We start from the raw sequence: 14,124 nt of genomic DNA, 5'->3' as shown, positions 1-14,124 counted from the left end.
GGTAGTGCGCCATTTTTCATGCGATGGGAAAATGGACCGCCGAAAGCCGCCGCCAGCGTGGCGCAGAGAAAAACGGCGAAGAAAGCGAGCGCCAATGCCCGCGACGATCGCAACCGCAAATCATCCCCTCAACATGTAACCGACGCCGCGAATGGTCTTGATGGGATCATCGCCCCCGAATTCGGTCAGCTTGATCCGCAACCTGCGAATATAGGCTTCGACGATGTTGGTTGCCGGCTCGAAATCATAATTCCACACCCGCTCCAGCAGCATGGCGCGCGTGACCGCGCTGTCGGCATTGCGCACCAATTCGGTCAGCAGCCTGAATTCGATCTTCTGGAGGTTGAGCGCCTTGCCGTCGCGCCAGGCGCTATGCTTCGTGGGACTGACGAGCAGGTCGCCGGCGCGCAGCGTTTCGTCCGACCCGCGTTCCCCCCAGCCCCGCGCCCGCACCAGCGCCTGGAGCCGGGCGTTGAGTTCGGCCGGATCGACCGGCTTCACGACATAATCGTCGGCGCCGCTGTCCAGTCCTTCGACCTTCTGCCGGGACTGGCCCAATGCGGTCAGCATGATGATCGGCGTCAGGATATTGTTGGCGCGCAGGCTGCGCAGCACCGCGATGCCATCCATGCCGGGAAGGATGCGATCCAGGATGATCGCATCGAACTGGGCGCCCGCCACTGCCTCCATGGCGCGCCGGCCGTCCTGCACCATGACGGCGCTGTGCCCCATCAGCCGGAGCTGTTCGGCGAGTTGCGGGGCGAGGGCTTCGTCATCATCGACGATCAGCAGATGCAGGGCCACTCATGCGTTCCATGATAAGAAAATCCCCTGCCGCGGGGCTTTATCATTCCCGTCGCGGAATGCCAATGCCGTCTTGCGGCGGCGTTTTCCTCAACCTTCGCGCGCGACCTGGAAACCGGCGAAGGACTGGCTGACCGGCATCAGCTCGATCCGGTTGAGGTTGATGTGCGGCGGCTGGCTGGCGACCCAGAACAGGGTTTCGGCGATATCTTCCGCCGTCATCGGGTTGGCAGCGCCGTACAGCGCGTCGGACGCTGCCTGGCTGCCGGTTCGGACCAGCGTGAATTCGGTTTCGACCATGCCGGGTTCTATCGTCGTGACGCGCACTCCGGTGCCGTGCAGGTCCGACCGCAGGCCAAGGGAGAATTGCGTGACGAACGCCTTGCTTCCGCCATAGGCATTGCTGCCGGCATAGGGATAGGTCGCTGCCACCGAACTGATGTTGATGATCATGCCCTTGCGCTCGATCAGGCGCGGCAGCAGCTTGTGGGTCATCGTGACCAGGCCCGTGATGTTGGTATCGATCATCTGGCGCCATTGAGTGAGATCGGCCTGTTGCGCGGGTGCCGTTCCCAGCGCCAGCCCCGCATTGTTGATCAGCAGATCAATATCGGAAAAACCGGCGGGCAGGGCGGCCAGCGCCGCGTCGATCGCGGCTTCGTCGCGCATGTCGAAGCTGATCGCGTGCACATTGTCCGCGCCCAGTTCATTCACCAGCGCATCCAGCCGGTCGGCACGACGTCCGGTGACGATCACCTTCCAGCCCGCCGCCACGAAACGCCGCGCCGATGCGGCGCCGATGCCTGCGGTTGCTCCGGTGATCAGCGCGGTTCCCGTCATGCTCTCTTCCATCCCTTCAGGTGAATGGCCGGGATGTAAGGCTATTTGCGGCAATGCCAAGCACCAGTTTTCACGCAATGGTCACGACGCGCGCGCGCCCCCTGCGATCGAGCGGTTTCACCACCACCTTGTCGCCCATGCGGTCAAAGGCGATGTCGACCGTCGCATCCCCCACGCGCAGCCCGTAAAGCGTCAGTTCGTCGATGAAGCGGGGAAGGGTGGGTTCGCGCAGCGCAATCTCGCCGCTGGCGACGTCGAAGGTCAGGCCCAGGCTGGACTGGATCAGCGACAGCGGCGCGGCCGCAGACCAGGCCTGCGGGCTGCACGCGACGGGATAGAAGGTCGGCCCCTGCGCGCGTCGCCGGGGAAAGCCACAGAACAGTTCGGGCAGGCGCATCAGGTCGACATAGGTTGCCGCCGCGAACAGCCCCTCGAAAATCTGCGCGGCCTGCGCGCGATAGCCGTAGCGTGAAAAGCCCGCGGCGATCAGGGCATTGTCGTGCGGCCAGATCGAGCCGTTATGATAGCTCATCGGATTATAGCGCGCTTCGGTCGAGGCGATGGTCCTGACGCCCCAGCCCGAGAAGGAGGCGGGCGCCATCAGCGTGTGTACGACCGTTTCCGCGCGCTCTTCCTTGGCCAGTCCCGTGAACAGCACATGGCCCGCATTGGAGGAACGCACGCGGCAGGGCCTTTTCTCGCCGTCCAGCGCCAGGACATAGGTGCCGATCCCGGCATCGAAAAAGGCCGCATCGAACCGCTCGCGCAGATCATCTGTCCGGGTGCGATACTCCTTTGCCTTGTCCGGATCGCCCAGCACGGTGAAGATCGCCTCGGCAGCGACCCAGGCGCCGTGGACATAGGCCTGCACTTCTGCCAGCGCGATGGGGCCGCGCGCAATGCTGCCATCGGCGTGGAAGACGGAATCATGGCTGTCCTTCCAGCCTTGATTGGCCAGCCCCTGATCGGTAAGGCGCCCATATTCGACGAAACCGTCGCCGTCGCGGTCGCCATGCTGGTCGATCCAGGCCAGCGCGGCCTCCACATTCGGCAGGATGGATGCGATGAAAGCGCTGTCTCCGGTCCGCTCCAGATAGGAGCCGGCCAGCATCACGAACAGGGGCGTGGAATCGATGCTGCCATAATAATGGCGGAAGGGCACTTCGCCCAATTCCGCCATTTCACCGTGGCGCACTTCATGCAGGATCTTGCCCGGCTCGGCATCGGCGGCGGCATCGAAGCTGGTCGCCTGATGCGCGGCGAGATAGCCCAGCACGCCCCGGCTGATCGCCGGGTCCAGCCACAGCGTTTCCAGCGCGGTGATGATCGCGTCGCGTCCGAATACGGTGCTGAACCAGGGGATGCCCGCATAGGGATATGGCCCATATTCGGTATCGGTCGACAACATGGTGATGTCGGCCACGGATCGCCGCGCGACTTCGTTGAACAGCTGGTTGGATGTCTGCACCGTGGCCGCGCGTGACCGCGCCTGCTTCAGGGCCTGCATGGATTCCCGAAGGGTCTTGAGGAAATGTTTCGAAAGATCGCCGATGGGCTGGTCCGTCGGCTGGCAACGGATTTGAAGATAGATGGTGCGTCGTTCGCCCGGCGGCACGGTCACGTCGAAACGGGCCTGATTCTCGCTCAGCGTCTGCGGCACGGGGTCGAAGCGCAGCAGCGTTTCGCGCCGCCTGTCATCGCGCCCGTCATAGCCCAGCAGCACCGCATCCGCGCCGATTACCGGCTCCCGCAGCGTGCCGCGCCGCAACCGCGTCATGCCCCGTATCTCGAAGAGGTCAGCGAAATCGGCGGCAAAGCTGATATTCACCGCGACCGCGCGGATGTCCGTGTCGAAATTGCGGATGGTGATCCGTTCATGCACTGCCCCTTCCCACAGGAAACGCGTGCGGCGCAGGTGAATAAGGTCATGCTCCACCGCCACCCTGCCATCATCGCCCGTGAAATCGGGGTTGGTGAGGTCGCAGGTCAGCATCGCATTGTCGTCGCGCAGCCCCGAACTCAGCAGGATCGGCCGCGTGTCGTTGATGGTGAGGTAGAGATGCGACAAATGCCGCGTGTCGCGATGGTACAGCCCCTCCGGACTGCCCGGACCCGCGATCGCGTCGCCGCTATGGTCGAACACGGCGAAGCTGTCGCCATGTTTCAGCGTCCGGGGGCGCCGCTCATGCAGCGACGCCGTGGCCGGAATGAAGAATTGGGTCTGCGCCTGCGACAGAGCCTGTCCGGGATTGATGTTCTGGACCGAAGGGCTCGGGTTTTCGGGCTGCAACTGGCTCGCCGTCATGCCGCTCTCCTTGATTATCCCACGACCTGAAGTTCCGCGCCTTCTCCACGCAATCGGCACAGCATGGCGGGCTGCGTCCGCGCGCCGGGAAGGGCATGATAGAGCCCCACGTAATCGGCCGCCATCCGCTCTGCCGTGAAGCGTGCGTCAAAGGCGGCGCGCACCCGCCGGCGGTCCAGTTCGTGCAGAAGGCGGACGGCTTCCACCGCCTCATCCTCGTTCTCGACGATGAAGCCGGATTGGCCATGGTCGATCACTTCGGGCACGGACCCGCAGCGGAAGGCGACGACCGGCGTCGCGCAGGCCATCGCCTCTATCATCACCAGTCCAAAGGGTTCAGGCCAGTCGATGGGAAAGAGCAGGGCGCTCGCCCGGCCCAGAAATTCGGCCTTCTGCGCTTCGCTGATCTCGCCGATATAATGGATGTTCGGGTAACGCTCTACCAGCGGAGCGATTTCCTTTTCCCAATAAAGCCGGTCCACCGCGTCGATCTTTGCCGCGATGCGCAGCGCCAATCCGGCGCGCGCGGCGATGCGGATCGCCCGGTCGGGCCGCTTTTCCGGGGAAATCCGGCCCAGAAAAGCGAGATAGCCCTCGCTCGGCCCCGTGCGGGGCGACAGCAGGTCGGCGGGCAGGCCATGATGGATGGTCCCCGCCCAGTTGACCGGCGGCATCGGCAGCCGCTGATGGTCGGAGATCGATACCAGACTGTGCTTGCCGAATGTCCGGTAGAAAGCGGGCAGGTCCGGCAGGTCGAGCCGCCCGTGCAGTGTCGTCACGCAACGGTCGATGAAATCCTGCACCAGCGGCATGTGGATAAGGTCGATGTGGAAATGCAGCGCGTCGAACTCGTCCGCCCGTCGCCGCACCGCGTCCAGCAATATCATATGATAGGGAATGGGGTCGCGCACGGCGGGGTTCAGCCGCAGCGCCATCTCCGTTACCGGGACCAGTTCGGCCCGCGTCACCGAATCGCCGCTCGCGAACAGCGTCACATCATGGCCCTGACGGACCAGTTCTTCGGTCAGATAGGATACGATACGTTCGGTGCCGCCGTAAAGACGGGGCGGCACGCTTTCGGCAAGCGGGGCAATCTGGGCGATTTTCATGGTCGGGCATTCCTCTCCGATAGGCGGGCGCCGTCACCGATCCCCCGACCTGCGGCGGGCGCCCCTCTTAAAAGCGTGAACGCCCTGCAAGTTGCATGAGGATTGCGCCGGCATGTCCGGATTTTGCTCAATTCCGGGTCTGTTCGGCTGGTCGCCGGAAAGCGCCCGTCCGCATCATTTTTCGCGCGGCTGACTTCGGACTGACATAGTCCCGCTCTAGGAGGTCACATCGACAAACTGGCTGGCCGGTCTGAAGAGGGGCGGACATGGCCTTGAAATATGGAGAGTAAATTGACGATCCTCACGATCGATTTCGAGGCGTCGTGCCTGCCCCGGCACGGCCTGTCCTACCCGATCGAAGTCGGCATTGCCGGCGGCGGCAAAGCGCAGAGCTGGCTGATCCGTCCGCATGACGACTGGGCTGGCTGGCATTGGTCGGCGGAGGCCGAGGCGTTGCATGGCCTGAAGCTGGAGACGGTGAACCGCGATGGCTTGCCCGTGGAAACCGTGCTGGCGGAACTGGTGGCGGCAGTGGCCGGTCATCGGATGGTCGCCGACAGCGTGATCGACCAATATTGGCTGGAAACCCTGGCCGATGCAGCAGGGCGGGCGACGCCTTTCATGATCGATCATGTCTCGCTGTTGCTGGACGAACATCGCGCTGGTGAACGGCGGATCATGGAAGCGGTGGTGCTTGCCGATGCGCGCTATCCGGCGCGGCACCGCGCGGCGAGCGATGCGCTGTGGCTGTCCTGCCTGCTGGATCATATCGCGGGCAAGCCGGTGGTCGAGCGCCCTGCGCTGGCGGGCCTCTCCTGAACGGAAAATCCCGGATCGGAAAATCCCGGATCGGAAAATCGTTGAGCAACAATTTGTAACGCTCGGCAAATTACGGAGACATTCAGGGGGCCTAAATCCCGATCGACCATTTCCGGTTGTCAAGGAGAAGGCCCCCATGTCGTTCATTCTCGCTTCCAGCGCGGCAGCCCTTGCCGTCGCCACGCCGATCCACAGTGCCGAAATCACCCACGCGTCCAACGCCTACACGGCCAGCTATCAGACGGAATCGACCGTCCGTTTCCGCGAGGTGGAATCCCGTTTCGCCAACCGCCCATCGGTGCCGGTGTGCCGCTGGCAGGCCGAACTGGTCGTGAACCGCGATGTCGCGGCGCAAGGCCGCACGCTGGCCGCCGTCGCCAAGCCGATCCACCGCTTCGCTCCCATCTCGGGCAGCCATGCGGGCGGTTGTTCCGCCGCGCGCGGCCAGATCGAGGGGGAAGTGGCGCGCCATAATGCCGTCCGCAAGGCCGAGGCTGTCGGTGTCGCGCGGCGGGACCGCGCCGTGCTGGTCAACGAGCTTGACGGCATCCATGCGCTGTCCGTGAAAGGCGCCGTGACAGGCGGATGAGCCCACCGCTCATAGTGATCGCCGAGGCCCGGCAGGATGTGCGTCACGAGGTGCACCAGTCGCTGGAGGAGAGTGGGTTCCATGCCCTGTCCGCTGCCTGCGCGAATGACATCTGGGCTGCGATCGACAGCATGGCCGTGGGCGCGGTCGTGCTGGATGCCGCGCTGCGAGGCCCGGACGGCATGGACCTGTGCCGTGACGTCCGGGAACGCAGTGACGTGCCGATCATCCTGGTCGGCGCCAACAGCAGCGAGGTCGACCGCGTGGTCGGGCTGGAGCTGGGCGCTGACGACTATATGGCGAAACCTTATTCGACCCGCGAACTGGCCGCCCGGCTGCGCGCGGTGCTGCGCCGTGGCCGCACTGAGCGCGCCCTGGGCCAGCGCCGCCCGGCCGAGGCGCGCTTCGACGGTTGGGTGGTCGACTCCTCCCGGCGCGAGGTCATCGATCCCGATGGCGCGCAGGTCGACCTGACCGCCGCGGAATTTTCGTTGCTGCTGGTATTGCTCGATCATCCGCAGGTGGTGATCGCCCGCTCGCGCCTGATGGAATTGGCGGGGGTGCGCGACACGCCGTCCTCCGACCGCAGCGTCGATGTGCTGGTCAGCCGATTGCGGCGCAAACTCGGCCATGGGCGGCGGCCTGCGCCGATCGTCACGGTGCGGGGCGGCGGATATATGTTCAGCGCGGTGGTCGACCGGCGCTGACCCTGATTGTTTCCTGATCATGGCATTGATTCGACTGGAAAATCAGGCGAGCTGCCGGCCCGATCGCGTCTTCAGAGGCCCAGACATATTATTTAACAAAGCCGCTGCGCCGCAGCAAAAACGCTTCCCTATCCTTGATGATCAAGGCCGGTCTGCCCCCTGACCGGCGATCAGACAAGAAGGAAGCAATGCCATGAACGAGCTGATCGGTCGCGTCTTCAGCTTCGAAAGTCAGGTCTTTCCGAACCAGAGCGCGCTCTACAACCGCCTGGTCAGTGAAGGACAAAGCCCCAAGGCGCTGATGATCTCCTGCGCGGATTCGCGCATTGTCCCCGAACATATCATGCAGGCCGATCCGGGCGACCTGTTCGTCTGCCGCAATGCCGGCAATATCGTGCCGCCGCATGCCACGCAGAATGGCGGCGTCACCTCGACCGTCGAATATGCCGTCATGGTTCTGGGCGTGCGCGACATCATCGTCTGTGGTCACAGCGATTGCGGCGCGATGAAGGCTCTGTCCACCAACGCCGATCTCACCGCGATGCCCAATGTCGCCGCCTGGCTGCGTCACAGCCACGCCGCGCAGAAGGTCTGCCGCGAAAGCTATCCCGACGATCTGAGCGACTCAGAGAAGCTGCGCAACATGGCGCTGGAAAATATCGTGGTACAGCTTGCCCATCTGCGTACCCATCCCTCGGTCGCGTCGGGCATCGCCCGCGGCGAGATCGCGCTGCACGGCTGGTATGTCGACATTCATGCGGGTCAGGTTCTGGGTCTGGACGGCGAAACCGGCCGTTTCCTGCCGCTGCGCGAAGGCCAGCCGCTGCCTGTCGCTCTGCCGCATGCCAGGCGCCTTGCAGCTGACATCGCCTATGCGCAGGCGGCGGAGTAATCCCATGCTCAAGGCATTTTCCGGTGGCGCCTTCAGCCGCGACTTCACGGCCTCCATCGTCGTTTTCCTGGTGGCGATGCCGCTGTGCATGGGCATTGCCATCGCGTCCGGCGTACCGCCGGAAAAGGGCCTGATCACGGGCATGATCGGTGGCCTGATTGTCGGCTTGCTGGCGGGCTCGCCCTTGCAGGTCAGCGGTCCGGCGGCGGGGCTGGCCGTCATCGTCTTCGAAATTGTGCAGAAACAGGGATTGTCGGCCCTTGGCCCGATATTGATCCTGGCCGGCGCCATTCAGGTGGTCGCCGGGCTGCTGCGGGTCGGCGGTTGGTTCCGCGCCATCTCACCCGCCGTGGTGCACGGCATGCTGGCCGGCATTGGCGTGCTGATCGTCGTCGGTCAGTTCCATGTGCTGTTCGATGATAAACCCCTGTCGAGTGGGTTGGCCAATCTGGTGGCGATGCCCGGGCAGATTTTCGGCCTTTCCAATCAGGATGCGGCGACGGCCTTCGCGGTCGGTCTTGTCACCATCGGTGGCATGCTGGGCTGGGAAAGGATTCGGCCCGCTTCGATGAAGCTTTTGCCGGGCGCGTTGGTCGGCGTGGTGCTGGCGACGCTGGTGGCCTTCATCCTCGGCCTGCCGGTGGCGCGTGTCGTCGTGCCGGAATCGATCGTTGCCGCCATCTCGCTGCCGGAGCAGGGCCTGCTTCAGCAGTTGATGAACCCGACCGTGATCACCACGGCCATTGCCATCGCCTTCATCGCCAGCGCCGAAACCCTGTTGTCGGCGGCGGCCGTCGACCGGATGCATGACGGCGTGCGCACCAATTACAACCGGGAACTCAGCGCGCAGGGACTCGGCAATCTGCTTTGCGGCGTGGCGGGCGCGCTGCCGATGACCGGCGTGATCGTTCGCAGTTCCGCCAATGTGCAGGCTGGCGCCAGGACGCGCCTGTCGACCATCCTCCACGGCGTCTGGATTTTGGGCTTCGTCGCTTTGCTGCCCTGGCTGCTGCGCGAAATCCCGATGGCGGCGCTGGCGGGCATATTGGTCGTCACCGGTATCCGTCTGGTCAGCCTGGATCATGCGAAGCACCTGTTCCACCGTTATGGTCCGCTGCCGGCCGTGGTATGGGCGGCCACGCTGATCTGCGTCGTGGCGACCGACCTGTTGACCGGCGTGCTGGTTGGCATAGGCCTTTCCATGCTGGAAATGCTGCCCCATGCACGCCGCCTGCGCCTGGGGCTGGACGAGGAAAGCCGCGAGGATGCGCATGAGTTGGCGCTGCACGGCACCGCCACCTTCCTCAGCCTGCCCAGGCTGTCGGCCAAGCTGGAATCGGTGCCCGCCGGACGGCCGGTGATCCTGAATGTCGAGCGGCTCGGCCATATCGATCATACTTGCGCGGAAATGGTCCGTGAATGGGTCGACCGCCGCCGGGGCGCCGGTGCAGAGGTCGAACTGTTCGGCGCCACTGGCCGCATGCGTCACCTCGTCGCCTGATCCCACCCCCTTCCCAGTGCGACCAGCGAACCGCCGCATCACCCCCTCCCAGTGATGCGGCGGTTTTGTGTTGCGTATCAGAAACGAAATGGAAATATTCAGAATGGTGTAAGACAATAATCGTGTTGCCGACAACACAGTGCGGTCATTCCCTGTTGCACTTACGAAAAAGCCGTTTCCCCAATTCCCTGCACCTCCATAATCTCCTCCTGATCCGCCGGTATCGAAGACGAACGATCAACAGATCTTCGGACGGAGCGGACGCAGGACGGAACATTCTTGCCTAAAAGGGGAATGTTCATGAAGTATCAGATTGCCTGTGCCGCGCTTGCGCTGTTTTCCAGCGCTCCGGCTTTCGCTCAGGAAGAGCCCGCAGGTCCCGTCACCGTTTCCGGCAGCGTCGCGCTGGTATCCGACTATCGCTTCCGTGGCGTGTCGCAGTCCGACAAGGCCATGGCCGTTCAGGGCGGCGTCACCGCGACGCACGAAAGCGGTGTCTATGTCGGCACCTGGGGATCGAGCCTTGCCGGTTGGGGCCAGTTCGGCGGCGCGAACATGGAACTCGACCTGTTCGCCGGCTATGCGATCCCGCTGGGCGGCGCGACGCTGGACGTCGGCCTGACCTGGTACATGTATCCGTCGGGCGCGGACATCACCGACTTTGCCGAACCCTATGTGAAGCTGTCGAGCCAGGTGGGTCCGGTGAAGGGCCTGATCGGCGTCGCTTATGCGCCCAAGCAGGAAGCATTGGGCAAATGGTGCAGCGATGCTGCCTGCACAGTGTTCGATCCGGGCGACAAGGAAGACAATCTCTACGTCTGGGGCGACATCAGCGGCGCCGTGCCGAACACGCCGGTCACGCTGAAGGCGCATCTGGGCTGGTCGAACGGCAATGCGGGTCTTGGCCCCAATGGCACCTCGGTCGCGCCGACCGGCAAATATCTGGATTGGCTGGTGGGCGCGGACCTCGCCATCCCCGGCACGCCGCTGACGCTGGGCGTCGCCTATGTCGACACCGACATTGCGCGGGTCGAGGAAAATTACCTCCGCCCGAACTTCATGGTTCAGGATGCCGACAATTTCGGCAAGTCGATCGCGCGCAGCCAGCTGGTCTTTTCCCTTTCGGCGGCTTTCTGACGAGATGCATGCCGCGTGGCGTCTGAGCGAGTTCGCCCAGACGCCGCGCGGACTTGACCAAGGTCCGATGACATGATCATCGGCCCTTGGCATGCGAGGCCCGGCATGACAAAAATTGCTGCGTCGGGACAGGCGATTGTCCCGGGCGTGACAAATTGTTGCTAAACTTGGCTCGCCCCGTTGCTGCGGCAACGTCCGGTTGACCCTCCGCGTGGCGGGACCTATCTCGCTCCCCATGTGCAATTTTCTGTGCCGCGCGGCATGACCGCCCCGACCATCATTCTGGTGGAAGACGACCCGCCGCTGCGTACGCTGACCGCGCGGGCGTTGCAGGAACATGGCTATCAGGTCCGCCCGGCATCCTCAGGACCGGAAATGTGGGTGGCCTTCGAAGCGGGACCGGTCGATCTGGTCGTGCTCGACGTGATGTTGCCCGGTACCAACGGCATCGACCTTTGCCGCCAGATCCGGCGCAAGAGCGATGTGCCCATCATCTTCATCAGCGCCAAGGGCAGCGAGACGGACCGCATCGTCGGGCTGGAACTGGGCGCCGACGATTATCTTCCCAAGCCCTTCGGCACCCGCGAATTGATCGCCCGCATCCGCGCCATTCTGCGCCGCGTCGGGGTGGAGCGCGGCCCGGAGGAACATCGCGAGAATGAAGCGCGCTTCGACGGCTGGATCGTCAATTTCCCCCGCCGCGAGTTGCGCTCGCCCACCGGTGCGATCGTCGATCTGACCGGCGCGGAGTTTGATCTGCTCGGTTCCTTCCTCAGCCACCCGCAGCGCGTCATCGCCCGTGAGCGGCTGATCGAACTGTCCCGTACCCGCATGGGCGACAGCAGCGACCGCAGCATCGACGTCCTCGTGAGCCGCCTGCGCCGCAAGCTGTCGACGGAGGATCGCACCGCGCCGATCACCACCGTTCGCGGCGTCGGCTATATGTTCAATGCGGAGGTCAGCCGCGCTTGAGACGGCATGTCAGCCTGGTCGGGCAGATTTTCGCGATCCTGCTGCTGACCCTCACGCTGGAATTTGCCGTCGGCACCCTGGTCTATGAGCGGGCCAACCATCTGTCCCTGCAGGATGACGAGGCCCGCCGCCTGGCCGAGCATCTGGTCATCGCCCGCAAGCTGCTGATCGAACAACCACTGGAGGATCGCCACGCGCTGGCGCTGCAACTGACCACAGACCGTTACGACATCCACTGGACCCCGGCCTCGCCGCCGCCGCCGCCGCTGGCGCCGGGACTGGAGCGGATGCGCCGTCAGATCATCACATGGGAACCGACGCTGGAACAATCGGGCCTCTGGCTGCGCCTGGCCTCGCCCGGGCGCGTGTCGGAGATCAATGGCGGGCTCCGGCTGGCGGACGGCAGCTGGCTCTATTTCGGCATGCGGCATAGCGGCGGCAAATGGACCTTCACCATCGGCCGCATGGGGTTGGCGCTGATCCCGGTGCTGGCGTTGCTGGTCGTCGGGGGCATCATGATCCGCCGCACCCTGGCGCCGTTGCGCGATCTCACCAGGGCGACCGAACGTATTGGCCTTAGCGATGAGGTTGTGGTGGAGGAGGGCGGCTCCAATGATGTGCGCAACCTCATCCGCGCCTTCAATGCGATGCAGACGCGCATCCATCGCCTGATCACCGAGCGGACCGAGACGCTGGCCGCCGTCGGCCATGACCTGCGCACGCCGCTGGCCCGGTTGCGCCTGCGGATGGACAATCTCCCGGAAAATGACGCGCGGGAGGCGATGGAGGGCGACCTTGAGGAAATGGGGGAGATGATCGATTCGCTCCTCGCATTCCTGGGGGGCGAGAAAAATGGCGAGCCGCCGGTGCGTACCGATCTGGCGGTGCTGGTGGCAACGGTGGTCGACGCTTTTCAGGACCAGGGAAAGGATGTCGATTATGCCGGGCCGGATCATCTGGAAATGGCGGTGCGGTCGCTTTCGCTGCGCCGGGCCATTGTCAATCTCATCGAAAATGCCCTGCATTACGGTGCCCGCGCCCGCGTGATGCTGGAACGCGGGGATGGGGAGGTTCTGATCCGCGTCGACGATGACGGTCCGGGGATTCCCCGCGACAGGCTGGAGGAGGTACTCAAACCCTTCGCCCGCCTGGACGAGGCGCGTCAGCGCAATACGCGCGGGCTTGGCCTGGGCCTCGCCATTGTCGCCCGCGCGGTCGAGCAGGAAGGAGGGCAACTGATCCTTGCCAATCGCCCCGACGGCGGGTTGCGCGCCGAAATTTGCCTGCATGTGCCGGTCGGGGAGCGCTGAAAGGTCGACAAAGAGAATCTGGCAACCCCCAAGCAAAACTCGTTTATCGCCGCGCGCCTCAACGGGCTATGCCGGAAGCCTGTTCGAAAAGAGGCACATATGACGGCGCAGGGCGAAGGCTATTGGGATATCGACCGGCTGGCGGCGGAACTGGGCACCGTGAGGCGGCGCTGGCGTCAGGGGCAGGATCATCATGCCGAATATGGCGCCGAGGGTTTTCCGTCCCGCGCGACGCTGACCAAGATCATGGCGGGGCTGTGCGGTGCGCTGTTTCCGCTGCGGCTGGGTCCCAGCTTCGTGCGTCTGCATAATGAGGATGCCTTTGTCGCCCAGACATTGCAGACCGTCCTCAGCCGCCTTTACGGCCAAATCCGTCTCGAACTCATCTATGCGATGAAGGACGAACCCGTTGAAACCGTGGACGGGGAAGCGACCCGCATCATCGGCGCCTTCGCGCAAAGCCTGCCCGCTTTGCGCGAACTGCTCGACAGCGATGTGGAGGCGGCATTTCTGGGCGATCCGGCCGCCCGGAGCGTGGATGAGGTGCTGATCTGCTATCCCTCGATGATGGCGATCACGCATCATCGCCTCGCGCATCGGCTCCATCAGCTGGGGGCGCCGCTGGTCGCGCGCATCATCTCTGAAATCGCGCATGGCAGCACGGGGATCGACATCCATCCCGGCGCGAAAATCGGCCATGGCTTCTTCATCGATCACGGCACCGGCGTGGTGATCGGGGAGACGGCGATCGTCGGGGACCGGGTGCGCATCTATCAGGGCGTGACGCTGGGCGCGCGCAGTTTTCCGGCGGACGGAAAAGGGGCACTGGAAAAGGCTCTGCCGCGCCATCCGATCATCGAGGATGACGTGGTGATCTATGCCGGCGCGACGATCCTTGGCCGCATCATCATCGGTAGCCGATCAGTGATCGGCGGCAATGTCTGGCTGACCGACAGCGTGCCGGCCGACAGCAATGTCCGGCAGGCCAAGGCCCATTATGAAGTGACCAGCCGGGTGGAAGTCTCCGCCCCCCATCGCGTCCATGCGTTGGTGGAGGAGGGGCGCGAAGGGATTGGGGAGAATATCTAGGCTGTAGTGACGATTTAATCATTTGAGCCATAGCATGATGCTTGCGAGCT

Annotated in this window: 13 protein-coding genes; 9 read left to right on the top strand and 4 right to left on the bottom strand. The window is 64.1% G+C overall.

Annotated features, from left to right (window positions below; translation table 11 throughout):
• Positions 1-120: 120 nt before the first annotated feature.
• The 4 genes from RUH75_RS10240 to RUH75_RS10225 form a co-directional block, all read right to left on the bottom strand.
• Positions 121-804 carry a response regulator transcription factor gene (locus tag RUH75_RS10240; RefSeq protein WP_313805454.1) on the bottom strand — a complete coding sequence of 228 codons (684 nt, stop codon included), beginning with the start codon at positions 802-804 and terminating at the stop codon, positions 121-123.
• A 90-nt stretch (positions 805-894) separates the two neighbouring features.
• Positions 895-1,644, bottom strand: a complete 750-nt coding sequence (locus RUH75_RS10235) for an SDR family NAD(P)-dependent oxidoreductase (protein ID WP_313805452.1) — start codon at positions 1,642-1,644, stop codon at positions 895-897.
• A 70-nt stretch (positions 1,645-1,714) separates the two neighbouring features.
• Positions 1,715-3,949, bottom strand: coding sequence for an amylo-alpha-1,6-glucosidase (locus tag RUH75_RS10230; protein WP_313805450.1), 2,235 nt, complete (start codon positions 3,947-3,949; stop codon positions 1,715-1,717).
• A 14-nt stretch (positions 3,950-3,963) separates the two neighbouring features.
• On the bottom strand, positions 3,964-5,058 hold the full coding sequence (locus tag RUH75_RS10225) for a glycosyltransferase family 4 protein (protein WP_313805448.1): 1,095 nt from the start codon (positions 5,056-5,058) through the stop codon (positions 3,964-3,966).
• A gap of 279 nt (positions 5,059-5,337) precedes the next feature.
• On the opposite strand from RUH75_RS10225, the gene RUH75_RS10220 reads away from it, so the two are divergent.
• The 9 genes from RUH75_RS10220 to epsC all read left to right on the top strand — a co-directional run bounded on the left by RUH75_RS10220 (position 5,338) and on the right by epsC (position 14,074).
• Entirely contained in the window at positions 5,338-5,877 is a 540-nt protein-coding gene (locus RUH75_RS10220; protein ID WP_313805446.1) for a hypothetical protein, read from the top strand.
• 136 nt (positions 5,878-6,013) lie between these two features.
• Positions 6,014-6,466, top strand: coding sequence for a hypothetical protein (locus RUH75_RS10215; protein WP_313805444.1), 453 nt, complete (start codon positions 6,014-6,016; stop codon positions 6,464-6,466).
• Positions 6,463-7,173, top strand: coding sequence for a response regulator transcription factor (locus RUH75_RS10210; RefSeq protein ID WP_313805442.1), 711 nt, complete (start codon positions 6,463-6,465; stop codon positions 7,171-7,173). Before RUH75_RS10215 ends, RUH75_RS10210 begins: the two co-directional genes overlap by 4 nt.
• Before the next feature lie 193 nt (positions 7,174-7,366).
• Complete coding sequence (locus RUH75_RS10205; RefSeq protein WP_313805440.1) at positions 7,367-8,065, top strand: carbonic anhydrase; 699 nt, start codon at positions 7,367-7,369, stop codon at positions 8,063-8,065.
• A gap of 4 nt (positions 8,066-8,069) precedes the next feature.
• Positions 8,070-9,566: a SulP family inorganic anion transporter gene (locus tag RUH75_RS10200; RefSeq protein WP_313805438.1), complete on the top strand. Its 1,497-nt coding sequence runs from the start codon at positions 8,070-8,072 to the stop codon at positions 9,564-9,566.
• 294 nt (positions 9,567-9,860) lie between these two features.
• Positions 9,861-10,703: a TorF family putative porin gene (locus tag RUH75_RS10195; RefSeq protein WP_313805436.1), complete on the top strand. Its 843-nt coding sequence runs from the start codon at positions 9,861-9,863 to the stop codon at positions 10,701-10,703.
• 261 nt (positions 10,704-10,964) lie between these two features.
• The gene (locus RUH75_RS10190; protein ID WP_313805434.1) at positions 10,965-11,675 is read left to right on the top strand and encodes a response regulator transcription factor; all 711 of its coding nucleotides are present in this window, start codon (positions 10,965-10,967) and stop codon (positions 11,673-11,675) included.
• Positions 11,672-12,985 (top strand): ATP-binding protein, encoded by a 1,314-nt coding sequence (locus RUH75_RS10185; protein ID WP_313805432.1) that lies wholly within the window; start codon positions 11,672-11,674, stop codon positions 12,983-12,985. The genes RUH75_RS10190 and RUH75_RS10185 overlap by 4 nt, the downstream gene beginning before the upstream one ends.
• Positions 12,986-13,084: 99 nt before the next feature.
• On the top strand, positions 13,085-14,074 hold the full coding sequence (gene epsC, locus RUH75_RS10180) for a serine O-acetyltransferase EpsC (RefSeq protein ID WP_313805430.1): 990 nt from the start codon (positions 13,085-13,087) through the stop codon (positions 14,072-14,074).
• Positions 14,075-14,124 lie beyond the last annotated feature (50 nt).

The sequence above is a fragment of the Sphingobium sp. genome (genome assembly GCF_032153725.1).
Lineage (GTDB): Bacteria > Pseudomonadota > Alphaproteobacteria > Sphingomonadales > Sphingomonadaceae > Sphingobium.
Note: the sequence above shows the minus strand (reverse complement) of the source record. Positions and strands in the feature narration are given on the sequence as shown.

Excerpts from the sequence above, each read along its gene's own strand:
- RUH75_RS10235 (WP_313805452.1), bottom strand. The coding sequence starts at position 1,644 with ATGACGGGAACCGCGCTGATCACCGGAGCAACCGCAGGCATCGGCGCC.
- RUH75_RS10230 (WP_313805450.1), bottom strand. The coding sequence starts at position 3,949 with ATGACGGCGAGCCAGTTGCAGCCCGAAAACCCGAGCCCTTCGGTCCAG.
- RUH75_RS10225 (WP_313805448.1), bottom strand. The coding sequence starts at position 5,058 with ATGAAAATCGCCCAGATTGCCCCGCTTGCCGAAAGCGTGCCGCCCCGT.
- RUH75_RS10220 (WP_313805446.1), top strand. The coding sequence starts at position 5,338 with ATGGAGAGTAAATTGACGATCCTCACGATCGATTTCGAGGCGTCGTGC.
- RUH75_RS10215 (WP_313805444.1), top strand. The coding sequence starts at position 6,014 with ATGTCGTTCATTCTCGCTTCCAGCGCGGCAGCCCTTGCCGTCGCCACG.
- RUH75_RS10210 (WP_313805442.1), top strand. The coding sequence starts at position 6,463 with ATGAGCCCACCGCTCATAGTGATCGCCGAGGCCCGGCAGGATGTGCGT.
- RUH75_RS10205 (WP_313805440.1), top strand. The coding sequence starts at position 7,367 with ATGAACGAGCTGATCGGTCGCGTCTTCAGCTTCGAAAGTCAGGTCTTT.
- RUH75_RS10200 (WP_313805438.1), top strand. The coding sequence starts at position 8,070 with ATGCTCAAGGCATTTTCCGGTGGCGCCTTCAGCCGCGACTTCACGGCC.
- RUH75_RS10195 (WP_313805436.1), top strand. The coding sequence starts at position 9,861 with ATGTTCATGAAGTATCAGATTGCCTGTGCCGCGCTTGCGCTGTTTTCC.
- RUH75_RS10190 (WP_313805434.1), top strand. The coding sequence starts at position 10,965 with ATGACCGCCCCGACCATCATTCTGGTGGAAGACGACCCGCCGCTGCGT.
- epsC (WP_313805430.1), top strand. The coding sequence starts at position 13,085 with ATGACGGCGCAGGGCGAAGGCTATTGGGATATCGACCGGCTGGCGGCG.